This is a genomic window from Mesorhizobium sp. WSM4906, from assembly GCF_029674625.1.
Classification (GTDB): Bacteria; Pseudomonadota; Alphaproteobacteria; order Rhizobiales; family Rhizobiaceae; genus Mesorhizobium.
Genome location: NZ_CP121355.1, coordinates 4,667,420 through 4,690,121 on the forward strand (window position 1 = coordinate 4,667,420; position 22,702 = coordinate 4,690,121).

Genomic DNA, 22,702 nt, shown 5'->3' on the forward strand with positions numbered 1-22,702 from the left:
CGAAGCCGCCAGGTTTCGTCGCCCGCCTAGCTGATCAGGTTCTGGCGCGAGATCAGCTCGTCGATCGTCGCCTGCAGGGCGGGCGCGTAGGGGCGGCTGGTCATGGTCAGGCGGCGGAACACCGGCGCTTCCTCGAACTGCGCGTCGATGTAGATGTGGCCGGCGCGCAGGTCCTGGGCATTGTTCAATTCCGGATCGAACCGGCACTTGAAGCCGAGGATATCGCCGTTGGCCTCTGCCTTGGCGAGGATGTCGTGCACGGTGTTGACGACGGACTGGATGGTCTGCGTGGTCAGGTTGAACTTGCCGAGGTACTGCCGCAGCGTGCGCAGGCAGGTGAGCTCGATGAAGTCGCGGCCGCGCACCTTGTGATACTGCTGCCAGATCGTCTGGTCGGACAGATTGTCGGTGCCGATATAGACGAAGCCGCCCTCGGCGATGGCGAAGTCGTCGCCGCTGTCGCCGCGCACGATGATGCCGCCCTGGGCGGCCAGAATTTCCTGGCCCTCGGTCGAGCCGTCGGTGAGCGAGAAGCGGTAGTTCTGCTCCGGACCGACGATGCCGTAGAGCGCCTGGTTCGCCCAGGAGCGGAACGGCCGGCCGTCATTCTCGTAGTCGCGGCGCACGGCGACGCCGGCGATGCGCGGCGCTGCCGGCCTGGTGACCACGTCGCCGGAAGCGTCAAGGCGCTTGATGCCGGGGGTGACCGGGATCAGCCGGTCGGACGAGAGCGTCTCGCGCCACTGGGTGAAGGCGGCAAGCCCATTCGGCCCGTCGACGATCGCCACGGCGAGGATCTTGTTCAGAACCTCGGGAAGCGCCGCGCAGACGGCATTGGCGAGCTCCTCGACGGTGGCGGTCGCGGTCGGCAACACCTTGCCGGCGTCGGCGCCGCCGCCGGTGAAGGAGACGTTGAGCGGCGCGGACAGATAGGCGCCGGCCGTGTCGATCACCAGCGAAGCCACCTTCTGCGCGTCGGGACCGGTGCCCATAACGGCATGCGCCGTCGGCAGAACCTTGTTCGGATCGGCGCCGCCGCCGGTGAAGACGACGTCCGGCGCCGCGGTCATGTTGGTGCCTTGCGTGGTCAGCGCCAGCGCGGTCAGCGCGCCGAACTGCTGTGTCGTGTAGCCGGGCACCAGGATGAGGCGTGGATAGACGCCGAGATCGGCGCCGGCGTTGACGAAGGCGTGGATGCCGGTGCCGGCGACGGACGAGCCGACGATGTTGGCTATGGTGGCGGCGATATCGGCGCCTTCGGCGACGCGATTGACGACGAGCTGCGCGGCGACCTGGTAGGGGCCGAGCTGCGCGTTGATGCCCTCGACGGCGTCGATAAACAGCGAATCGGGATCGCAGAGCGCGAGCTTCGTCGCGTCGTTGGAATTGAGCCGCACCGCGACGCCGGCCGGGAACGCCGCGTCGAAGGCGGCTTGCGTCGCGGTTGCGGCCTTGGCGAATGGCATACAGATGCCGACGACGCTCATCAGCGCGTTCGACGGCACCGCCGATTCGTTGGCGTCACGGCGGATCGTGATCCCGAACACGGGGTCGGTCATGACAGTCTCTCCTGATGGTCAGCATTTTGAAGGTTGAAATCCAAGCGGCATTCGATAACAAAGGCCACTGGGACGGGGGTGGATTGACTATGGTGATACTTTCGGCAACGCTAATATTATTGCTGATCGCATCGGTGGCGTGGTTCTGGCATGTACGATTGCGCGAACGACCCGATGAACACTTCGCGAAGCGCCAGTCGGGATCTGTAATGACCCCGCAAGAGTTTGACGACGACTAGGCCGCGAAGGCGGCGTCGATCTGCTCTCTGGTCGTGATTGTGCCGGCCGCTATTGCTTCCGAGACCGCCTGCTCGATGGAAAAGCAAGCTTGCACATGTGCGCCGACAGCGTTGGCGACTGCGACCACGGTGTTGTGATCCATCTCGATCCAGCCCGAGGCGGCCTTGAACTTGATGGTCTCGTCGGGGTTTGCTTCCGAATAGCTGTAGGCGCCGGTGATCATCGCCTGGCTGTCCCGCGAGGTAGAGACCTGGACGCCGGCGATCGTGACACCTCCAGTCTCTTTCTCCCACCGCTTCTCAGCGGCATAGGCGGTGAGCTCGCTAAGGCTGGCGGCTCTGATGCTGATGACGCTCATTGTCCCTCCTGCACCGCCTGTTCGGCGAGCACGGCCTGCTCGGCAAACCAAGCCTCGGCCCCGACGCCATAGCCGTCCGGCGTGCTGAAATCCGCCGTCCAGAGGGTGCGCTGGCTGCGGTCTTCCGGGATATCCGCAGCGTCAACGAGGCGGAAAGGCACACCCGCCGGAACGTCCTTCCGAGCAATCTCTGCGAGCGGCTGGGGGGACATCGGGGTCCCATCTGCTTTATGGCAGACCAATACCGCGATGCCGCCCTCTGCCGTCGGGTAAATAATTCGCTGCATGGTCTAATCTCCGAAGATCGCTACATGACAGTAAGACGGGTCCACGACGGCGTTGGAAATTCGCGCCACAATGGAGACGGCGGCTGTGGTCGGCGGGGTGTCCAATCGCGTCACAACGCCGAACCCGCCCGACGTGTTGCCCGTTCCGGTAATCGACATCCCGGCTACCACAGCATAGTTGGCATTCGGCATCGCGGAGGCAAAGTTGACGGTGTAAGCGCCGGTTCCGTTGTCGGTGATAGATGAGACGTTGTGGCTGTCGCGAATAGCAATAGTTCCGGTGCCGTCGAAATTGACCCAAGCACGGGCGACCGCAAGCGAAGGCACGAGCAGCGCTGCCGCCTGCGTGGGCGTCATCGGGCGAAGGTAGTTGTCGGCGCCCGCGCCGATTGCGTGCTGGCCACAGAAATAGGCGAACGTCCCCTCCGTGCCCGTATATTCAGACCGGAAAAGGCGGGCGGTGATGTCGCCCGCCGTGTCACGCTGCGCGATGGCATTGGCTAGCGCCGCCATTGAGACGTTCGCAAGCAGGGCATAGCGGGCGTCAAGTTCGCCGCCGTTCTCATAGACCCGGAACCACGCACCAAACGTGCCGTTGACCCTATAGCGGCGGTAATGCTTGCTCTCGCTGGCGGTTGCCTGAGTGAAGCCGTACAAATCCTGCTGCAGCCACAGGCTCTCGATGTGCGTGATGGTCTGTCCGATATACCAATTGGCATCCGGTGCGTTGGCGGCGCCAGCCCCCATGTGCCAGCCGTTGGCCGTGGCCGCGTTCCAGTCAGCGATCGTCTCGCAAACAAGGCCGAGCCGCGCCGGCAGTCGTGCATCCGCAAGTGTGCCGGAGACGATATCGGCCGCCGCAATCGCCAACGCGCTTTTCAGCGACGCGGTCGAGATCGCGCCGACCAGGCCGGCTACCGAAGAGACGGCGTCGGTGTTGTCGATCTTGCTCCATTTGGTGCCGTCCGAGACAAGCCAATCGCCGACCTTCCAATCGGTGATGCCGCCGACGCTCGTCGCTCCCGCGACCGCCACAATGTAGTAGAAGCCCTTGTTGGCGGGCGCGGCCGCCGGGATCGTCGGGGTGTTGGTGTTGGCGTTCCAATCGGTCTGATAGGACATCGCGCCGAAGAGAGCCGACGGCAGTTGCGCGGCGGGAACCTTGCCGTCGGCGCCGAGCGCGGCATAGCCGTTGGCGTTGCCCCTCTCGCTGGCGTCCTGCTTGGCGTCGAGGGCGGCCTGCAGGCCAGTCGTGTCGGCGATGACATGGCTGTGGACCACGAGCGCGCGCTGCGCGATCGACACCAGCATTCCCGCGACATCAACGTCGATCGCGGAGAGGGCCGCGATGAGCCGCAGGACATCGTCGGCAAGGTCGTTGCTGCCGAATGGAAGCTGGTAGCCCCGGTTCGGCGTGCTGTTTTCAACGGTCATGCGATCCTTGACTGGAATCGTTCGGGTCTTCCCTTCTCCCCTTGTGGGAGAAGCTGGATCGGCGCGCAGCGCCGAGACGGATGAGGGAGTGCTCCAGCGGAGTGAGACGCCGGCGCTTCCTGGAGCACCCCTCACCAAGCGCGGCCAGCGGCGCGGCTTCGCCGTGCCGGGCCTTGCTATCCTCTCCCACAAGGGGCGAGGAAGAGGCGCGCTACGGCGTTGAAATCGCCCGGAAGTCGTAGGCCATCGGCCGCGCCGCCGGCGTGCCGGTCAGCGTGATCCTGATGCGTCCGACGGGGTTGGCATTGAAGCCGACGACGCTGTACTTGCGCTCGACCCAGCCGGCGTCCTGCAGCGGCGTCTGCGTCACCTGCGCCATCGCGGACCAGGCGTCGTTCGCGGCGTCGGCATGCAGCGCGATGGTCGCGCCGGTCGGGATCTTCGTCTTCAGGTAGGACAGGATGTCGACGCCGGTGCCCATGTCGAAGGCGCGGCTGACATAGGTGCCGGTCGTCTGCAGCTCGCCCTCGATCGCCAGGATCACCGGGAAGACGACCGGCGAGACCTTGGCGGAGCCTGACAGCACCGCGCGCACCTGGACGTTGCCGGTGTAGAAAGACTGCAGCTCCCACGCCTGGTCGGGGTTGAGCAGCGTGACCGAGCCGTCGTCGAGTTGGACCTCGAAATGCATCGCGGCCGCGGCGGTCGGCAGCTCGACCTCGGCGCGGATCAACAGGTCGCTCATGCTGGCGACGGCGAAGGTGCCGACATTCACCGTCTTCGTGGTCGGGGCGAACTTGGCCGCGACGAGCTGGAAGCAGATGTCCTCGTCCTGGTGCGCGGTCCAGGTGACGGCATTCGACGACGACAGCATGACGCCGACCGAATAGGGCTGCGCCGCGACGGGCTGCTGCAGCACGGCGTCGAAATCGCCGAGCTTGGCCGTCGAGATCGAATGGCTGCCGTCGTCAGTCTTGACGACGAAGGCGTATTCGACGCCGCCAGCCAGCCAGATCGGGTAAGGGAACCGAATCTCGGTCCACTGGCCGATCACCGCGTCGTGCATGTTGTAGAACGCCTGGGCGATGACGTTGACGGTCGGGATGCCGTTCGCGACCTCGACCAATTCGAGCACGATCGGGTTGGCCGGATCGCCGACCAGGCAGACCTTCAGGTTGACGCCGGCGATGTGGCGTCCTTCCGTCAGCGTGAAGGTCTGCGCCAGCGGGTCGCGGCCGGCGCCCTCGCCGCCATGACCGCCTGATATGCCGCCGGTCTCGCGCGGCGCCGTCACGGACGTCTGCTGCACCGTCGTGGTGACGACGCGGCGCAGCGTCTCGATGTCGATGGTGCCCTGCCCGACGAAGATGGCGGCCGCCTTCGAGCCGCCCTGCCCTTCCGCGACAAGCCCCTTGGAACCGGCCGGCACATTGGCCGGAATGGTGAAGCTGTTGACGATCTGGCCGGAGCCGTCGGCGGAGAGACCGCCGGGGTTGACGTCGATGCCGTCGAACTCGAGCTTGGTCAGGTTCTCGCCGGCGCCGAAGCCCTTGATCGTGAACTGCAGCGAGATCTGGCGGAGATAGGCCAGCGTCTCTTCCCGCGTCGAGCTCTCGATCGTCTCCTTCTGCGTCGTCGTGATCGTGGTCGTGGTGCGGCCGGTGGTCGACCTCGACGTGGTGATGACGACGGGCGAAGAGAGCGCCGCCGCGCTGTCGGACGCCCATTCGGTGGCGCTCTCGGTCCAGTAGTCGACCGGCGGGTTGATGGTCATCGACGCCGGCAGCGGCGTGAAGTTCATGTAGGGGTTGATCTTGGTGCAGCGCGTGGCCAAAGCCTGCTCGACCGCGACCTCTTCCGTCCAGTTGAGCAGCGTGACGCCGGCCAGGTTGATCGAATGGAAGGTCGGGTCGATGGCGAGCCGCAGCACGCCGCCGAAGACAGCAGCCGTCTGCGGCTCGCCCTCGTCGCGGTAGCGGTCGGAGGTGAAGGGGTCGACGAAGACACCGTTCTTCGAGATCGGCTCGCGGCTGTCGATGTCGCGCTGCAGCCGCTCCAGCGCGATCAGGTCCAGCGCGTCGACCAGGCTGTTATACATCCGGTCGATCTTCGCCATGGTGTATGCGCGCACGCCGATGTTGGTGACGTTCGGCGTGCCGGTCCAGATGTTCTCGACCAGCGCGAGCGGCAGCACGTCGGCGGGAACCGTCGGCGGCAGCGCGTTGGTGCGGCTGGAGACGCCCTTGAGATAGACCGAGTTGCCGTCGCTATCCATGCCGAGCACGTCGACGCGCGGCAGCTTGAAGTCGTAGTCGACCTGGATCTGGCCACCATTGACGCCGCCGGCGACCGCGATCGAGGTCGCGGTGATGTCGGTCGCCGCCACGATGCCGAGATAGCGGTATTTTACGGTGTAGCTCGACCCGGTCGCCGGCTCGGCGCCGCCGGCCGCCCAGGAGACGAGGTCGCCGGCCTTGGCATAGTCGGCCGGGGTCGCATAGGTCGTGGCGCCCTGCTTGATCTCAAGGATGGCGGTGACGCCGGTGTTGGCCAGCGCGTCCGAGCCGTTCGGCGTGCCGCCGCGAACGACGGTATCCGTGACCTCCTTCTCGACCAGCACTTCGCGGATGGTGGCGATCGGGCCGTGGTTGAGGGTCACGACCGTCGGGTTGGTGCCGAAGATGTGGACCTCGGTCGGGATGCGGAAGAGGTCGACGGTCTCAAGCTCGCGATGGCGGAGCGCCGCATAGCGGGTGCGCTTCTGGCCCTTGATGTTGGCGACGCCCTCGGCGATCGAAAACACCTGGTCTGTGCCGTCCTTGCCGAGAGCGGAGACCGCGCAGCCCGAGACGATGTAATTGCCGTTGGCGTCGAAGTCGTAGATGGCAAGCTGCGCGTTGACGCCGGTGAGGTTCGGCGGCGGCGTCTGGTCGATCGCGACGCCGTCCTTGAGCAGGTAGACCGAATAGAGGTCGCCGACGCCGCCGTCGCCGGAGAAGCCCCAGGCGAGCGCATAGATGACGCGAGCGGCGCCGGCCTCGCCTTCCGAAAGCGAGCCGGGCATGAGGCCGAGCAATGCCGGTTCGTCGAGCTCGGTCACATAGGTCTCGATGACGCGCACGCCGATATGCACCGCGCCGACCATGGGGACGGCGGCGAGCACAACCGCCGGCGCATCGAGAACGCGGCCATTCACATAGAGCCTGCCGGCGGTGAGCGTGACGGTTCCCGCCGTCGCGTCGATGATGATGTCGGCGCCCTCGACGCGGTCGCCGTCGCGGGCGACCAGGTTGCCGACCGAGCGGATCTTGCGCTGAAGAATCTGTTGCGCCTCGAACATCTCGGCCGCCTGGCCGATCTTGCCCTCGCGCGTCAGCACGCTATCCCAGAGCGGGAACGCGACCGAACGATCGTATGCGCCCGATAGCCCGGACTTATGCTCGTAAGCCATGTTGCCTCTGATTTCAGAAGAAGAGCGCGCAGGAGCGCGTCAGGCGATCTTCAGGAGAGCGCGGAAGCGCTCGCGTGACGGCTTGCCGAGAAGCGCCGGCGCGATTGCGAAACCGCCGACGATCCCGCCGCCGGCGACAGCCGCGCCCGGCAGCCACATGATGCCCGGCGGGTGCGCTCCTACGACGGCGCCGCCCAGGGTCACGCTCCAGGAATGGATGGTCTCGCCCTCGCCCTCGCCGAAATCCATCATGGCTTCGACGTAGATGTTGGCGCCCGGGACGTCGGCCGCGATCCAGCCCTGCCCCGCGGCCTGGTAGTAGCCACCGAAGAGGGCGCTGACCGGCCGGTAGACGCGCGCCTTGCGGAAGCCGATCGGCGAGCCGTCCTGCCGGTAGACGCCGATCCAGCAGGACTTCGCCAGCAGCGCGGTGGCGATGATCTGCGCCCGCGAGAGCGCGGCGTCCGACACCCACTTCAGCCCCGGCGTGTTCCAGGGGAACGGTCCCCAGGAAATGGAGCCGCCCTCGACCGGCTCGATCCAGGCGCCGAGCGCGGTCAGTTCCGCTTCCGTCAGATCATGCTGGCCGGCATCGAAGGTGCGGCCGAACGACCACTTCACGCCGCCGGCATGGAGAAAGACGCCGGAATTGTCGCCCCAGATGCCGTCGCCCCAGACCGAATAAGCCCAATCGTGCTCGCGCACGTCGTAGCCGTTCCAGGCGCGGTAGAATTCCGACCGGACAGGGTCCGACAGGCGCACGACGGCCTCGATCGTGGCGAGATCGTCTTCGTTGTCGCGGAAGCGGTCGAGCTCCAATTCGTAGAGGTGCCAGCGCGTGCGGCGCAGCGGCGCCTCGTAGAAGGTCGAGAACGCGTAGTGGACCCATGTCAGGCTTTCGGCGACGCCCTGCGGCGTGCCCTTCACCCGCTGCCAGCGCAGACCGTATTCGATGACCGAGGCGAGGTCGGGCAGGTATTGCGAGATGCCGCCGAGGCCATATTCGACGACGAGCCAGGGCAGGATCGAGGCCTGCACGGGTGCGAACTTGAAGCCGCGCAGCTCGTCGAAGCCGGGCTGCAACTCCGGCAGCCGGTCGAGCGATTCCGACAGCGCGCGCTCGAAGGGCGTCGCGTTCTGCGGCAAAAGGTTCTGCCGGTCGCTCACCGGTCGCGGCCCTTGTAGGTCAGCGTGACGGTGCCGATCTTGACCGCCGCGCCGTCATCGACCGCCACGTCGGCCACCGGCGACGAAAGCGACACCCGCTGCACGCCGGGTGCCTGCAGCTTGGCGATCAGCCAGGAGCGCGTCACGTTGAAGCCGAGCCCGCCTTCCTCGCTAAGCGCCTGGCGCAGCAACGTCTCCAGGCTGTCGAACACGGTGATCGGCGTCGTCGGCAGCAGCCAGACGTCGGCGACGACATTGACGGTCGCGCTCGTCGCCGACAGGACGGTGATGCGGTCGGAAATGACGCGCACGCTGTTCTTCTGCACCTCGTCGTTTACGGCCGCTAGAAGCGCCGCGTCGGGCTCGCCGAAATTGTCGGTCGCCAGAACCGCGATGCGGATGTCCGGCCCGGTACCGACGCGATAGGCGGCGACATCCTTGACGCGGACGCTCGCCCGGAACGCGGCGGTTCTGTACCAGTCCTCGGAGCCGGCCGTGGAGCGGCCGGAGATCGCGACCACGGTGCGGGCGCGCAGCCGCGCATCGGTCTCGCCCGCAAGGCGGATCACGTCATAGAAGGCGGCGAGATGGTCGAGATCGGCGCCGGCGGCGAAGGCCAGGAGGTTCGCCTTGACACCGTCATTGATGGCCGCCCGGTAGAGCACCTCGCGGAACGCGCCGACCTGAAGCTGGATGTTGCCCGGCTCGCCCTCGAGGTCGATGATGCCGGAGACATCCAGCCCGTAGCTTGTCGCCAGGTCGACGAAGACGGCCTTAATCGCTGCAAGCGCGGCGGCTTCCGACGTGACGGTGATCGCCTGCGGGTCCGGCAAGCCTTCGAGGGTCGACAGGTCGAGCATGGTTGTCCCTGTGTTCGGGCGAAGCCCGCAAGGCCGACCGGCCGTCGCGGCTCGTGCCGCGCCCGGCCGGAGCCGCAGGCGACGAAACCGTCGGTGCGCGGCGTGAGGCTAAGAAGACGTAACGATCAGTTGGCCGCCGGCCTGACCGAGGCGCAGCGAGACGGTGCCGGCAGGCGTGAAGTCGCCCAGATGGGCGCGAGGGCGATAGATGCCTTCGATCACCCAGTCGGACGCGCCGGTGCGGTCGAGCGTCAGCGGCGATATCCGGGTTGGCGCGAAGCGCGGCTCGAAGAGCAGGATCACGGCCGCGACCGACCACTGGAAGCGGATGACGGTCTGCACGTTTGCCAGTTCGCCGAGCAAGGCCGGCACCGGGCTGCCGACATATTCGCGCAGCACGCGCTCGAAATAGCGCGTCGTCAGCAGGATCTCGATCGCCTGGATGACGTTGTCCCAGCCGCTCTGGCGCAGGCCGGTGGCGCGGTCCATGCCGTATTGCGTCACCCTTCTTCGCCTTTCGGGCTACGGAGGGCAGGCCCCTCCTTTAACACTTCGCCGCAGGGGGTTTGTTCGCCTTAGCCTTGGGCGGTGGCGCGGCCGGCTCGACGACATGGCCGCGCAGGCGCTCGTAGGCGGCCTGCGATGGCGTCAAGTCGATCGACGTTCCCGCCGCGCCGAGATGCGGCGCGCGGTGCGTTACAATGAGCTGCATGAAAGGCCTCCTCGTGGTGAACGCCTAACGCTTGCTACCCGAAGCGTAGGGCAGATCAGGTTGGTTTCCCGCCCGACCGCTTTTCGGAGACAAGGTTAGTGAAGCGGCCATCAAAGTGGCCACTGAAGGTCCAAGGCAAGGTTTGCCCCGCTAACGTTTGGACGTTTAGCGGTCGACATCCGACTGCTTGAAAAGAAGAAAAAATCACATCTTGACCTGTGAAAATCGTGGGAAAGCAGTCGAGCCGCTATATTTGCCCTTGGATCAGCCGCACGATCATGACTTCGCGAATCAGAAGCCAGGATGCGACTTATGACGATAAGGCAGACGAGAATCCGTAATATCGAGTACCACCTCGCCAGCATTCCTGCTGGCGCCAACTTTCGGGTTGCTTGTGAACTTGCGGAGGGTGCTCACGCAAATATGGCAAGGGCAGGCTTCAGCGCCGATGCTCAAGACGGAGATACCATCTTACCTGCCATTCGGGGGCGCGTGTCGCGCTTCAACGCTGAGGGATCATGGGTCGTCCGTCGAGATCAGCCGAAGGAGGAACGGTACATCAGGACTGTTTCTTGGAAGTGGCGCGAGTACCGAGGTCGTGGCGACTATGAAGAGATGGAAGATTTTCGGGACATCTACAGGATGTGCTATCCGCGCGAGCCAGTCCCGGCGCCAGCGGTGGAGGTTACCCTCGTCACTGTGGAAGGACGGCGTTTCATCGTTTCGCCAGCCCTGACGAATGAAGCAGCCCGTCACGAGAGTGCTCGTCATACGATAAACCTCTTCCTGGAGCTTTTTGGCGAATGCGACTTGGTGACCGTCGGCCTTCAGGCGTTTGCGCCACCGGCGCGGCGGCGGGTAAATTGGGTGATCCTGCCTCCTGGTGAGCACCCATGGGACCGCGTGGGCGATCACATTCGGGAGATCGTCCGAGGTATGGCCGAGAGATCGAGCGCCGTGATCCTCGATCGGGCCACGACCATCAGCGGTTATGGTCCGGCGAGCGTCTATCAGGGTGTGGCGGGCTTTTCAGACTATCTTGCCTATGACTTCCCGGCGAGGGGCGTCGTCATTTTGGAAAGCATCCGCAGGGATAACGCCTTGTATGTCTTGGGAGAGAACTGGGTTGCGGCCTCGCAGCGGACGAAGGCTGAAATCATCAATCAGAACATCCACCAAGGCCGCATTGTCCACACTGAAGGCTGGAAAGAGCGCCTTGCTGAGGTTCTCGGGTAACGTCAATGGGCATCACACAAGATTTTCACCACTAATCGGCGGCAAAGACTTTTGAAGATCCCTCGACGATCGGCCAGAAGCCTGTCGAGGAACCCGACATGACGTGGACCTTGTCGCCGACGCGGGCGACCTTCTTGCCTTCGGCCGCGCCGAGGTCGACGCGCGGTGCCGACAGCTCGGCACGGTCGCCGCCGCCGTCGAAGAGCATCGCGGCGCCGCCGAACTTGGACAGGATTCTCGTGCCCGGGTCCGACGACGGCGCGGCGTTCTGGTCCGAATAGGTCATCGGCAGCGCGACGGCCTGGCGCATGTCGCCATGCGGGGCGACCAGCATCATCTGCTGGCCTTCCGTCGGCGGCCGCCAGGATTTCTCGTTGCCGGCGATCTCGCCCCATGGCCGCAGCGGCGACAGGAATTCGCGGCCGTTGGCGTCGGACAGCAGGAGCTGCAGCCGGTGGGCGTCGTGGTCGACCTTCTTGACCGTGCCGAAGCGCAGGTTGCCCGCCACCATGCGCTTGAGGGCGGCGATGTCGGCCTGCAGGCCGAGAATGACCTTCACAAGCTCGGCGTCGTGCATCAGGCGGACCCGCCGAGATCGGGATTGGGCAGGATGTCTTCCGTCAGCTCGGTCTGCGCATCGTTGATGACAGTTCCGACCTTCTCGAAGCCAACGACCTCGCCAGCGTCCGGCGGCGCGACGCCGAGCATGCCCGGCACCGCGGCCGTGGTCATAAGTGTCGACTGGACCTTCTGCCAGGTCATCAGGTCGGCGCCCGTGGCAAGCTCGGCGCGCATGATGGTGACGGCCGCTTGATAGTCGGGAACCGTCCCGAGCCTGGTCAGCGCCGCGTCGATGACGGGTGGCCGCGACGCGCCCGGTGCGGGATCGCAGACCGGCTCTATATCGATCTCGACCATGCGGATGGCGTGCTTGCGGCCGCCCTCCGGGTCGACGCCACGCGCGGCTTTCACGGGCCCGACCGTGGCGACCAGCGAGCGGAAACATTCGGCGAAGGCGTTGTTCGGATCGGACAACACGCGGCGCCATTGCCGGTCGAGCATGTCGAGCGAGAATTCCAGCCCTGCGTCCGTCGGCGCGATTTCGATCTGGGTGACCGTCTGGCCGTCCGTCGTCTGATAGGTGACGCTGCTGGCGACGATCAGGTCGAGCGCGAAGGTGATCGTGCCGGAGGTAACGAAGAAGCCCTCGTTCTGGCCGGCATGCTTGCTCTCGTCGATGCGCACCAGGATGACCGGCGCCTGCCGGTCGCTCATGATCGAAGACAGCGCCTCGATCGAGGAATCGGTGACGCCGTCCGCGGCGATGGTGTTGCCGCGCAGCGCCTGCACGGCGAGCATGCGCAGCATCGCGTTCACCAGGCTCATGCGGCCGCTTTCAGGTTCGACAGATAGAACACGATGACTTCCGGCAGGTCGTCGACCACGCGCTCGATCGCATAAATCGGCTCGGCCGGTCGCGTGGTGACCTCGCACTGGTCGCCCGCCTTGGGGAGCCATGCCATGTCTTCGCGTGGGATCGAGATCGTGCACAGCCGGCCCGCATAGCGGGTCGGAGCCATCCCGCGGTCGCGACCGCCGAGGAAGTCGAGGTCCGGATCGATGTCGAACCGGACCTTGAGGTCGACCATGACCGGCCGTGACGGATCGTCGGCAACCGACATCTCGCCCCGGACCTTGGGCCGAACCGTGATCAGGTCGCCAAGGCGGGAGCGCGTCTCATGGACAAGGCGCGAGCGGGCTGCACGAATGTCCATGAGAGATACCAGTCAGGCCGCTTCCAGCGCCTTCAGCTCGTCCTCGGCCGCGGCAAGGTCCGCCGCGAGCTTCGTCTTGGCCTCGAGGTCGGAGGCAGCATCAACCGCCTTCTTCAGGTCGTCGATGGTTGCCGCCAGTTCGGCGGCACGCGCGGCCTTGGCGGTATCCTGCCTGGCACCCTTGCCGCCCTGGTCCTTCGCCGACTTGGGAGCGGCCGGCTTTTCGGCCTTGTATGCAAATCGGTCGTCGATCAGATGCTGGCCGTAGCTCTCCGGAACCTCGACCGGCTCATGCGGGCCGACCTTCTTCTCTTTTCCGCCCGCGACCGCGGCGGGGATGATGCCGCCATTCCTGAAGGCGACCCAAATCGACTTGCTCATGATCGTTCTCCTGCTCCTGTCTGGGAAGCCCTCCCGAGAGGACTCGCCGGACGGGAGCCGGCGCCGATAAGGCGCCGGTTTCCGTTTCGGCCGGACCGGTCAGGTCAGCGTCAGCTTGCGCAGCACCTTCGGCTTAGTGCAGATATTGATAGGGTTCATCTGCACCTGGATGTCGCGGCCCTTGTTGAAGCGCTTGGGCTCCTGCTTCATGTAGAGGGGCAGGCCGATCGTGTTGACCGTCTCCTCATAGTCCGCCGGCGCGAAGCGGGTGATGAAGAGTTCGGGGACACCCTTCACGACCACACGGGCCTCGTTGGCCGCGATGTAAGGCGCGCCGAGATCGATCGTGGCTTTTGCGCCGGTCTTGTAGCGCTCCCAGGTCGCGCTGCCGAACTGGAAGACGTCGGGTACGTCCTGGCGGAGCACGGATGCTCCGGCGTTGTACAGGAACGTGTCGGTGACCGCCTTGTGGGTCCACAAGGCCTTGTGAAAATCGCGTCCGGTGAAGACATGGATGCCGCTATAGGGCTCGTCGAGATCGTCCTCGATCGAATAGATGACGTCCTGCCAGAGCAGCCCCACCTTAGTCGTTTCGACATCGAGTTCGAGCGAGACCGGCGCCGGCACGGCGATGCCGAAGCGATTGTAGAGATCGATAAGCGTCTTGCCGCTCTTCGAGGTGACGATGCCTTTCAGGGCGCCGACACGCAGATGCTCCAGCGTCATCGTCAGGTCCTGGGCATGACGGGCGCCCTTCCTCACGACGCGCCGCTCGATCGTCTCGAGCTGATCGGTCGTGCCGAACTGACGAACGTTCTGCACCTCGTCGGCCAGGACGGAATCGTCACGCTGGAAGTGGTCGATGTCGAACGGGACCAGCGAGCGGTCGTCGTCGCCGACGGTCTCGCCGGCGGCACCGCGCTTCGTCGGCTCGACCAGCGAGAGCTTGCCGTCGCGCTGCTCGATCGAAATGCGGGTCGTGGTGACGCCGTCTTCCTCGAAGATGCCGGACGCCGAGACCTGCCCCGGGCGATACGGCTCGTTGTTGATCGCCGCCGTGAGCGATTCGACGGTGAAGCCATCACCGTCCCAGATGTCTGCCATTTCTCCAGCCATTTAGGCCTCCTGAAGCATTTGCGGCCGGGCTTGCGGGCCTGGTGTTCGCAAGAATGCGGTTGCGTTGAAGCCGAGCGCGATGCTCAGCGAGCGATGATGTCGACGGCGACGAGCTGCGCGAGCTTCGCGGCCTTCTTGGTGTCGTCGTTGACGGATGCGTCGTAGATCAGCATCGACTTCTTCACGGCGGCGATCCGTTTGATGACGACGGCGTCGACATCGGCGCTGGTCGCGTCCACCTCGTAGGCGAGGATGGCCGAGGCCGTCTCCGCGCCTTCCTTGCCGACCACCTGGGCATTCGGCGACAGGATGTACTTCTTGGAAGCCGTGACCTGGCCGAGCACCGAGCCCGGTTCGAGCTTGCCGGCGCCGGAAAGAATCGTGACGACCTCGCGCGAGATTTCGCCGTTCCCTTCCTGCTCGGAAAGGACGAAGGCCAGATTGCGCGGGCCTATGGTCTTGATGTCCAGCATGGATCAGCCCTCCTGCTTGGCGCGCGACTTGTAGATCGCGTCCGGGTTGAGACTTGCGCGCTTGTCGCTCCGCTGCTCGGAGCGGCCCGGCTGGGCGAGTCCAGCCGCCGCCAGCCGGCGATCCTCGTAGGAGGCGGCGGCAGGCTTGGCGGGCTGGACATTCGCCGAGACGAAGGCGGCGACGTCCTCGCCCGACATGCCGGGCGACTTCTGCGCCAAGTCGAGCGCCGCCGTCATGCGGGCCGCGTCGCCCTTGACGCCCTCGGCCGAGAGCGCCGCGACCAGGCGGTCGTTGGCTGCCTTTGCGCCAGCGGCCTCGCCTTCGGCGCGACCCTCGGCGCGCGCGGCTTTCACCACCGCGTCGTGATCGGCCTTCGGAATGCCCGCATCATCTTCGGCTGCGGGCGCGCCGGTTTTCTCGCTCATGGAAGTTCTCCTTGTTTGCGAGGTGGAGCGCCCAGGGGCGCGGGTCAGGTCCGCGAGGACCGATTCGAATGAGCCGACACGGTCGGCGATGCCGGCATCCACGGCCGCCTGGCCGATGAAGGTGCGGGCTTCCGTTTTGCGGGCGGCATCGACGGTGAGCCGCTTGCCGCGCCCCTTGGCGACGGTGGCCAGGAAACTCTCGTAGAAGGCGTCGACCTCGGCCTGCAGATCCTCGCGCACCGCATCGGACAGCGGCTCGAAGGGATTGCCGTCGACCTTGTGGGCGCCGGCATGGATCAGCGTCGGCGTGACGCCTTCGCGATCCAACTGGCGGCTGAAATCGGCATGCAGCAGAACGACGCCGATCGAGCCGGAAATGCCGGTTTCCGTGGTGACGATCTCGGTGGCGCCCGAACCGATGGCATACATGGCCGAGGCCGCCATGCCGTTGACGACGGCGACCGTTTGCTTCCTCGCGGCGAGATCGCGGACAAGGGCGGCCGTTTCGAAGGCGCCCACGGCTTCGCCGCCGGGAGAGTGCAGATCAAGAATGACAGACTTGACTGCGGGATCGGCGGCCGCCGACTTGAGCTGAAAACCGATGCCCTCGTAGGAGGTCAGGCCGGAACTGGCGCCGACCCAAGCGCCGCGGTTCACCAGCGAGCCGGTGATGGTGATGATGCCTACGCCTTCCCGCGTCACCCGATAGGGAACCGCACGGCGCGCGCCGTTCTCGTCTTCGACGACGGATGAGCCTTCGAAGCGGGAGGCCTCGGGCGCGTTGACGCCGATCCTTCCGGCGAGAACCGAAAGAACCACCTCGGCCTTGTCGCGCGTGATCAGCAGCGGCCGGTTGAGCACCCGGTCGGCGATGTGGATCAGCGATGTCATGACAACCTCAGCAGGTGAAGCGGATGCGCTTCGCGTAGTGGGTGCGCTGGCCGTTTTTGGCCGAGCAGGCGGCAGCGAGGCGCATCAGCTCGGCATCGAGCGATTTCAGGTTCGCCGATGAAAACCGCATCAGTTCACGCGTAACCGGCGACTGGATTTGCAGTTCCTCGACATGCTCGCCGGCGAGGATGCGCAGCTTCACCGCATAGAGCGCCTGGTAGAGCGCGCACGGATCCTCCGCGTCGACGGCGACGCCGTTGATGCTGACGAGGGTCGGCATCAGGCGTCTTCCTTCTTCTTCGGCGCCTTTTCCGCGGGGATGACATCATCCTTCGGATCGCCGGCATTTCGGACGAAGGGCGACGGCATACCCGCGGCGAGATAGCGCTTGTGCCAGTAGAGCCGGCGCTCGAAGACTTCCTCCGCGTCGACCCCGATATCGGCGCATTCCATGTCCGGCGTCGAGGTGCCGTTGAGCAGCCGCTCGGTCGCGGCCTTGGCGCTCTTCTGGTCGTCGGCGGTGGCCTTGGCCGGCCCCTGCCAGTTGGCCCACAGCACCTTGTCGCGATTGGCCTTGAAGGCCTCATAGCCGCCCTTGAAGGGCAAGCGGCCGGTGCCGATCAGCTCGTCGACGAGATGCTCGTAGGGTAGTTGGCAGATCGGCGAGGCGATGCGCTCACGGCGGCGGGTGACCACCGGATAAAGCGATGCGCCCTCCATCCGGGTCGAGGAATAGGTCGCGCCCTCGTAATTCATGGTGTAGCTGGCGACGCTGATGCCGATGGCGCGCGCCATGCCGCGCTGCAGCTCGGTCGACACGGGCAGGAATTGCGGCCCGGGAATGCCGGTCGACATCAATTCCAGCTTCTCGCCGGGTGCCAGGTGCGACAGCTTCGGGTCGGTGCCGACCGAGATCTCGCTTTCCGCCGCCTTGTCCATGACGGCGAGGAAATAGTCGCGGAACTCGTCGCGAAGCGCCTTGCCGTCCTGGCTCTCGCCCAGCGCTTCCAACCCTTCGAAGGCCTCGGCCGACGGCCGCTCGCTGGTCAGCACCTGGGCAAAGACCGTCTGCAGGATGCCGGTCTGGATCGTCACGTCGACCAGGGTTTCCCATTGCAGATAGTCGCGGAACGCGGTCACCAGTCTCGAGATGCCGCGGACGTCGTTGCTGTCCATCGGATCAAAGACATGGGCGACCATCTGCCGGCCCTCGCCGTCATAGGCACGATGGTCACGCTTGACCTGAAGCCCTGTTTCCTTCTCGCGGAGCCGATACGCAACCGGGCGGCCGTTCGGGTCATGGAAGACGCCCTGATAGAGGCCCTCGATCTCGCTGGTGTCCTGCACAAGCGCGGTCGGCGTGGTCAGGCACATCTTGGTGCCGGACACGATGCCGTAGCGGCGGCGTTCGGCGACGGACATGTAGTCCATAAGCGCCAGGGCCTCGCCATAAACGACATCGTGGCGCAACGCGATGTCGACCTTTTGCGGCACGATGAACTTGCCCTTGAGGTCGCATTCGCGCGCGTTCCAAGCCCAGTGCTTCCACGCGGCCTTCAGGAGCTTGATGAACCCGTCCGTTTCCTGCTTGTCGTAGCCGAGAGCCACGAGGTCAGGCGCCGGGTTGAGAATCAGCTCGACCCCGACGGTGTCGGCGATGACCTGGTCGACAGCGCCGCGCAGCCGGCCGGAATTCTGGATGATGTCCATCGCAAGGCCGGCGGCGCGCCGCCAGGCGATGCGCACGTCGTCGCGATGATCGCGCAGCGCCGTGCCCCGCGTCGACAGGATCCTCGATCGGCTGTCGCGCAGATATCCGGCTTGCGGAGATGGGCGCGGAGCGGACGCGCCTCCCCTGCCGAATATCCTGTCCAGCAATTTCATCTGCGGTTTTTCCATTTCTGGCGGCGAGCTTGCGAGGCCTCGTCATTCGTCGTCTTGGCCGGCGCCGGCGCTGCGGGGCCAGCGAGGCGCAGGCCATTGAGCAGGTCGGGCTCGGATGCCGGCTGCAGACGCTGCCGCAACGCCGACCAGTCGTCGGCCCGTTTGGTGGACAGGCCGAGCATCTCGGCCATGGCCATCGCGTAGACATGGGCGTCGAGGCAGTGATTGTCCGGCCGCAGGCGCTTCCATTCCTCATGGAACTTGCCGCGCACGACCTCGGCGACGAACGCCTCGGCCGTGAGCTGGAGGAAATACTCCTTCGGCAGGAAATCGCCGAAATGCACATAGCCGGGCGGGTCTGCCGGTTCGCCGGAGCGCAGACCGAGCTTGTGCAGGTTGGCGAACAGCTCCGACTTCAAGCCCCAGGTGCCGACCGGCCACAGCATGGCGCTGCCGAAACGCTTGCGCTTGCCGCGCTTGGTGACCGACTTCTTCGCCGGCACGCTGATCGCCGGAACGCCGCGGCCGCCGACGCCCTTGACGGCATAGGCGTTGGCGCGGCGCCGGCACCATTCCAGCACCTGGTTGGTGCGGCCGCCGTCGCCGCCGTCCACCGCCAGCGCCTCGATCTTGCGCTGCCCGCCAAAGGCATCTTCGAGCGGCCTGGCGAAGAACTCGTCGAGCTTCGTCCAGGCGCCTTCGCCGGCGTTGTCCGTCGCTCCTTCGAAGAAGCGGACGCCCAGAACCCAGCTCTGCCGGTCCTCGCCGAAGGCGACGACGACGCCCCAGATGCCGTTGTGCTGGACGTCGGCGCCGGCGACGAGGATGAGGCCGTCCGCGGGGATCTTCATCTCCGCGAAGGGCTCGCGGCGCTCCATCAGCCGCTCGTATTCCGGCGCGTTGCCCTTCACCTTGGCGGGAAGGCCGTACACCAGGTTGAAGATGCCCTTTTCGCCGAGACCGCCGGGCTTGGCCTGGTTGAGCACGTCTTCCGCGATCGCCTCGTAGCTCATCATCAGCGAGATGAAGGCATCGACGTGGAAGCCGGGATGGCGGTCTGGGCCGGTCAGTGTCGCGACGTAGCGTCCGTTGCGGACGCCGACGACCCGCTCCGTCTCGCTGACGATATGTCCGCAATGCGGGCAGACGTAGAAGCTCTTGTGCGGGTGCTGCCGGTCGAGGTGGAAGCCCTCGTGCGACTGGACGAACTCGCCGCCGCATTCGACGCAGGCGATGTTCCAGAAGCGCTGGTCCGAGCGCTTGAAGGATCGGTCGAGGCGGCAGTGCCCCTGCGCGTCGCCGAGCTCGTCGCCGGTGTCGATCTCCGGCGTCGACAGCTCGAAGATCTTGTACGACTTCGTGCGCCGGAAGGCGGTGAAGCGGCCGAAGAACAGCGTTTCAGGATCGTCGCCGTTGACGTGGGTCTGCCACTTCGAGACCTCGTCCTTGACCCCGTAACGCGTCGTCTTGCCAGACAGGTCCGTCGCCACGTTGGCATTGGCCAGCATCAGCGATCCGCCGGCGAAACGCTTCTCGTAGATGGTGGAGCCAGCGCCGGACCGGCTCACCGAGGGGAAGATGACCTGCTTGCCGGTCTCCTTCTGCCAGGCCTCGATCAGCGGCTGCAGCTTCTGGCTATTCATGTCCTGCAGGAAATCGATCGACGGCAGGCCATAGATCGTGTTGTCCGGCGCTGTGTCGGCGATGTAGAGCGCCCAGGCCAGCGCCAGGATCGACACGCCGGTCTGCTGGGACTTGCGCACCGTGACCAGGTTGCAGGGATGCTCGATGCTGAGGCAGTCGGCGATCTCGCCAAGATATGGCGCGTCGTCGAGCGTCCAGAGCTCTCCCTTCTTCGGCCCGTCGACCAGGACGATGTTCTGCGGCAGCCACTCGCGAAACCGGGCCGGCGGGCGCGGCCTGATGGCATCCGCCAACGCCATACCGGCAAGGCGTAGCGCTCCGGGGTGGCCGGGGCCGACATGGATGCTCAAAGCTCTTCGTCCTCGAGCGCCTCGTCGTGCTCGGCCGCTGTCGCGACGATGCCTGCGAGGCGATCTGCGATCTCGGTGTTGAGGTCGAAAGCGATCTGTCGCAATAAGACGCGCAGCCCGTGAGAGCCCTCTCGCGAGACGGCGAGCGCCATATCGTCGGCCTTGTTCTGCAGCCGGGCGATGCTCGACTGGATCTCGCGACCGCAGACGGTCAAAGCCTCGCGCATGCGATCGGCGCGCACGAGCTGCCCGATATGCTCTTGGCGGCGCAGCTTCTCGCGCCCGACCTTCAGCCAGGCTTCCTGCCGAAGCGCTTCGTCGCGCGAGGTGCTGGAATTGGCGGGCGGAGTTGACGCCGCATCCTTGCGCGCCGCCGCTACCTTCTCGGAACTCGCGAACTCGCCGCGGTAGTGATCGTAGTGCGCCAGCGAGAAGCGCACGATCCGGTCGCGCGCGTCACGCTCGACGGGAAGGTCGTGCTCATCAACCAGTCGCCGCACCAGTTTGGTTACGGCCTGCTTCGTGACGCCGTCTCGCGCCGCGACGTCGGCCGGCGTCGCCATTACGGTTTCTTCGGGCGGCATTCTGACAACTTCCTTCAGGCCGCTGACAACCCTGACAACCCAACTTTTTCAACGGTGCGACTGGCGGAAATTCGGGGGCCGGTCTGCCCGTCTGCCTCGGGGTTGGCGTACGGTCCCTAATGGTTGAGGATTATGCTGGGCCGCTAGCCCGGTCAGTCGAAGAAGCCGGGGAGCATGAAGGTGATCTCATGCACGACCCTCGGCAGCAGCTCGCGGTTGGCGAACTCGGTGAATTCCTGGGCAGTGTCGCCCTTGACCATTTCGGCGGGGATGATCACGCCTGAATCGACGAACGAGACGAGCCTGCCCCACCTGGTCGATGACCGGTCAGGGGCGTAGACGTGACCGCCTAAGCCCATTGCTGTGACGCGGTTTGGAAACCGACCAGCCTTCGTGAAGTCGCCAGCTAATAGCCGGCGTGCCCCGAAGGGCGAGGCAGTCACCCCTGCCCGCGTCTCGCGCGGCTTGAAGTATTTGAGCGAGACGTCGCCGCCTTGCGTGCGCATGGCGTAGGCGAGCTTGCCGTAAGTGGGTCGCTCGACCTTGATGGCTCTGCGGATAGTCCGATAAGGCAGCCCGGTCTGCTTAGACAGCGTGCGCGTCAGCTTAGTGCGCAGCCTGTCGCCGACGTGGTTGACGGCGCGCCGCAGGATTTCGCTGCGTTGCAGCTCGCTCAGGCGGCCCAGCGCGTTATCCAGCCGCTTCAGCCCGGACAGGTCGGCCCACCTGATCGTCAGCAGGCCGTCCACGCTCGCGCTCCGAAATGAAAAGCCCCGGTCGCGAGGAGCGCCGGGGCCGAGTTCTTTTTTACCGTGTTCAGGCTAAGTCAAGTTTCTGCCGCGCGTCAACGGACAGAGCCAGTTTTTTTCACCTGGCCCGAGCCGGCCCCCTCGGCGAGCCATACCCCGGGCCTGTCCTCATCCAGCCAGGGCGTCATCGAGCGATCGGAAAACACCAGCCGATGCGCGGTCAGCTGCGGGGCAAGCTCGCTTTCCAATTGGCGCAGCGCCGCGACCCAGATCTGGTAGTCGAGCCTGCCCATAATGTCGCCGCCCGGGTCGGTGGAGAACTCGTACTTCCGATAGGCGCCGCTGACCGGCCGCTTGGCGCGTTCGTCATAGCCGTGCACCTCCACGTCGAAGGTCTGGCCGTTCTCGTCCGTCACCCGCTTCATGACGAACCATGCCGGCCGCCCGGCACGTTCAGCCAATCGGATCTTCGACGGCTCTGCCGTCCAGTCCGGTTCGCGCCCGAGGATCGCTGTGCCGACGACCAGCGAGACAATTCCGTCGCCGCGCTGCTCGCGCGACCGTCTGCCATAGCGGTCGACTGCCCTCGCCACATGGAGTTCGGCCAGCCCATGCGTATTCGGCCAATCGGCCAAAGCGTTCCACCCGGCCGGGATCACGACGTCGCACCCGGCCAACGCTGCCACTTCGCGGCCAACAGTCACCGCATCCTCATGCGGCTCGCCCTGCTCGAGCCAAAAGTTATCGTAGTCCTTGCGGCCGCCGTCGATCAGCGCGCCAAGCTCGCCAAAGCCGGTGATCTTGCCCCAGGAAGAGGCCTGCAAGGACCGCCAGGCCGAGTGCGGATTATCCAGCCCTTCCACACCGCCGCCTTTCGGCAATTCATGCACGAAGGCCCAGGTCAGCAGCTCATCAATCGTTACCGGCTTCATTTCTTATTCCTGCAGCAGTTCGCGATGGTTTTGAGAGAGTCAGGCGGTAGTCCAAGCAAGGCTCGAGGCGAGCGATACCAGAGGGTTGGGCGAAGACGCGACACCAGCGACAGTTTTTTGGAGGCTTTGCATATGGCTCCGTTCCCCCTCGTCCCGCTCTTCGCCCATTACGTGCGCAGAAACTGGTGCAAAC

At 65.5% G+C, this 22,702-nt stretch carries 23 protein-coding genes; 1 reads left to right on the top strand and 22 read right to left on the bottom strand.

Features of this window, described 5'->3' with window-relative positions; all coding sequences use genetic code 11:
- Positions 1–26 precede the first annotated feature (26 nt).
- The 9 genes from QAZ22_RS22465 to QAZ22_RS22505 form a co-directional block, all read right to left on the bottom strand.
- Complete coding sequence (locus QAZ22_RS22465; RefSeq protein ID WP_278202885.1) at positions 27–1,559, bottom strand: phage tail protein; 1,533 nt, start codon at positions 1,557–1,559, stop codon at positions 27–29.
- Between the two features lie 235 nt (positions 1,560–1,794).
- A complete protein-coding gene (locus tag QAZ22_RS22470; protein ID WP_278202886.1) occupies positions 1,795–2,157 on the bottom strand; it encodes a DUF4376 domain-containing protein in 363 nt (120 codons plus the stop codon).
- On the bottom strand, positions 2,154–2,444 hold the full coding sequence (locus QAZ22_RS22475; protein ID WP_278202887.1) for a hypothetical protein: 291 nt from the start codon (positions 2,442–2,444) through the stop codon (positions 2,154–2,156). The genes QAZ22_RS22470 and QAZ22_RS22475 overlap by 4 nt, the downstream gene beginning before the upstream one ends.
- 3 nt (positions 2,445–2,447) lie before the next feature.
- On the bottom strand, positions 2,448–3,878 hold the full coding sequence (locus tag QAZ22_RS22480) for a hypothetical protein (protein ID WP_278202888.1): 1,431 nt from the start codon (positions 3,876–3,878) through the stop codon (positions 2,448–2,450).
- A gap of 211 nt (positions 3,879–4,089) precedes the next feature.
- On the bottom strand, positions 4,090–7,329 hold the full coding sequence (locus tag QAZ22_RS22485) for a DUF4815 domain-containing protein (protein WP_278202889.1): 3,240 nt from the start codon (positions 7,327–7,329) through the stop codon (positions 4,090–4,092).
- Positions 7,330–7,368: 39 nt separating this feature from the next.
- Entirely contained in the window at positions 7,369–8,496 is a 1,128-nt protein-coding gene (locus tag QAZ22_RS22490) for a phage tail protein (RefSeq protein WP_278202890.1), read from the bottom strand.
- Positions 8,493–9,356 (bottom strand): baseplate J/gp47 family protein, encoded by an 864-nt coding sequence (locus QAZ22_RS22495; protein ID WP_278202891.1) that lies wholly within the window; start codon positions 9,354–9,356, stop codon positions 8,493–8,495. The genes QAZ22_RS22490 and QAZ22_RS22495 overlap by 4 nt, the downstream gene beginning before the upstream one ends.
- A gap of 108 nt (positions 9,357–9,464) precedes the next feature.
- Positions 9,465–9,860 carry a GPW/gp25 family protein gene (locus QAZ22_RS22500; protein ID WP_278202892.1) on the bottom strand — a complete coding sequence of 132 codons (396 nt, stop codon included), beginning with the start codon at positions 9,858–9,860 and terminating at the stop codon, positions 9,465–9,467.
- A 40-nt stretch (positions 9,861–9,900) separates the two neighbouring features.
- Positions 9,901–10,068 (bottom strand): hypothetical protein, encoded by a 168-nt coding sequence (locus QAZ22_RS22505; protein ID WP_278202893.1) that lies wholly within the window; start codon positions 10,066–10,068, stop codon positions 9,901–9,903.
- A gap of 312 nt (positions 10,069–10,380) precedes the next feature.
- Between QAZ22_RS22505 and QAZ22_RS22510 the strand changes: the two genes are divergently transcribed.
- On the top strand, positions 10,381–11,304 hold the full coding sequence (locus QAZ22_RS22510; RefSeq protein ID WP_278202894.1) for a hypothetical protein: 924 nt from the start codon (positions 10,381–10,383) through the stop codon (positions 11,302–11,304).
- Between the two features lie 31 nt (positions 11,305–11,335).
- Here the strand turns inward: QAZ22_RS22510 and QAZ22_RS22515 are convergent, their stop codons facing one another.
- The 13 genes from QAZ22_RS22515 to QAZ22_RS22575 all read right to left on the bottom strand — a co-directional run bounded on the left by QAZ22_RS22515 (position 11,336) and on the right by QAZ22_RS22575 (position 22,509).
- A complete protein-coding gene (locus QAZ22_RS22515) occupies positions 11,336–11,881 on the bottom strand; it encodes a phage baseplate assembly protein V (protein ID WP_278202895.1) in 546 nt (181 codons plus the stop codon).
- The gene (locus QAZ22_RS22520; protein ID WP_278202896.1) at positions 11,881–12,690 is read right to left on the bottom strand and encodes a hypothetical protein; all 810 of its coding nucleotides are present in this window, start codon (positions 12,688–12,690) and stop codon (positions 11,881–11,883) included. Before QAZ22_RS22520 ends, QAZ22_RS22515 begins: the two co-directional genes overlap by 1 nt.
- The gene (locus tag QAZ22_RS22525) at positions 12,687–13,079 is read right to left on the bottom strand and encodes a hypothetical protein (protein ID WP_278202897.1); all 393 of its coding nucleotides are present in this window, start codon (positions 13,077–13,079) and stop codon (positions 12,687–12,689) included. Before QAZ22_RS22525 ends, QAZ22_RS22520 begins: the two co-directional genes overlap by 4 nt.
- Positions 13,080–13,091: 12 nt before the next feature.
- Entirely contained in the window at positions 13,092–13,460 is a 369-nt protein-coding gene (locus QAZ22_RS22530; protein WP_278202898.1) for a hypothetical protein, read from the bottom strand.
- Between the two features lie 99 nt (positions 13,461–13,559).
- Positions 13,560–14,576 carry a major capsid protein gene (locus QAZ22_RS22535; protein ID WP_278202899.1) on the bottom strand — a complete coding sequence of 339 codons (1,017 nt, stop codon included), beginning with the start codon at positions 14,574–14,576 and terminating at the stop codon, positions 13,560–13,562.
- A gap of 83 nt (positions 14,577–14,659) precedes the next feature.
- Positions 14,660–15,049, bottom strand: a complete 390-nt coding sequence (locus QAZ22_RS22540) for a head decoration protein (protein WP_278202900.1) — start codon at positions 15,047–15,049, stop codon at positions 14,660–14,662.
- A 3-nt stretch (positions 15,050–15,052) separates the two neighbouring features.
- A complete protein-coding gene (locus QAZ22_RS22545) occupies positions 15,053–16,366 on the bottom strand; it encodes a S49 family peptidase (RefSeq protein ID WP_278202901.1) in 1,314 nt (437 codons plus the stop codon).
- 7 nt (positions 16,367–16,373) lie between these two features.
- Positions 16,374–16,646: a hypothetical protein gene (locus QAZ22_RS22550; protein ID WP_278202902.1), complete on the bottom strand. Its 273-nt coding sequence runs from the start codon at positions 16,644–16,646 to the stop codon at positions 16,374–16,376.
- A complete protein-coding gene (locus tag QAZ22_RS22555; protein ID WP_278202903.1) occupies positions 16,646–18,250 on the bottom strand; it encodes a phage portal protein in 1,605 nt (534 codons plus the stop codon). Before QAZ22_RS22555 ends, QAZ22_RS22550 begins: the two co-directional genes overlap by 1 nt.
- Positions 18,247–20,244, bottom strand: a complete 1,998-nt coding sequence (locus QAZ22_RS22560) for a terminase gpA endonuclease subunit (protein ID WP_278202904.1) — start codon at positions 20,242–20,244, stop codon at positions 18,247–18,249. Before QAZ22_RS22560 ends, QAZ22_RS22555 begins: the two co-directional genes overlap by 4 nt.
- A complete protein-coding gene (locus QAZ22_RS22565; RefSeq protein ID WP_278202905.1) occupies positions 20,241–20,828 on the bottom strand; it encodes a hypothetical protein in 588 nt (195 codons plus the stop codon). The genes QAZ22_RS22560 and QAZ22_RS22565 overlap by 4 nt, the downstream gene beginning before the upstream one ends.
- Before the next feature lie 152 nt (positions 20,829–20,980).
- Positions 20,981–21,577, bottom strand: a complete 597-nt coding sequence (locus tag QAZ22_RS22570; RefSeq protein WP_278202906.1) for a phage tail protein — start codon at positions 21,575–21,577, stop codon at positions 20,981–20,983.
- A gap of 95 nt (positions 21,578–21,672) precedes the next feature.
- Positions 21,673–22,509 carry a hypothetical protein gene (locus QAZ22_RS22575; protein ID WP_278202907.1) on the bottom strand — a complete coding sequence of 279 codons (837 nt, stop codon included), beginning with the start codon at positions 22,507–22,509 and terminating at the stop codon, positions 21,673–21,675.
- Positions 22,510–22,702 lie beyond the last annotated feature (193 nt).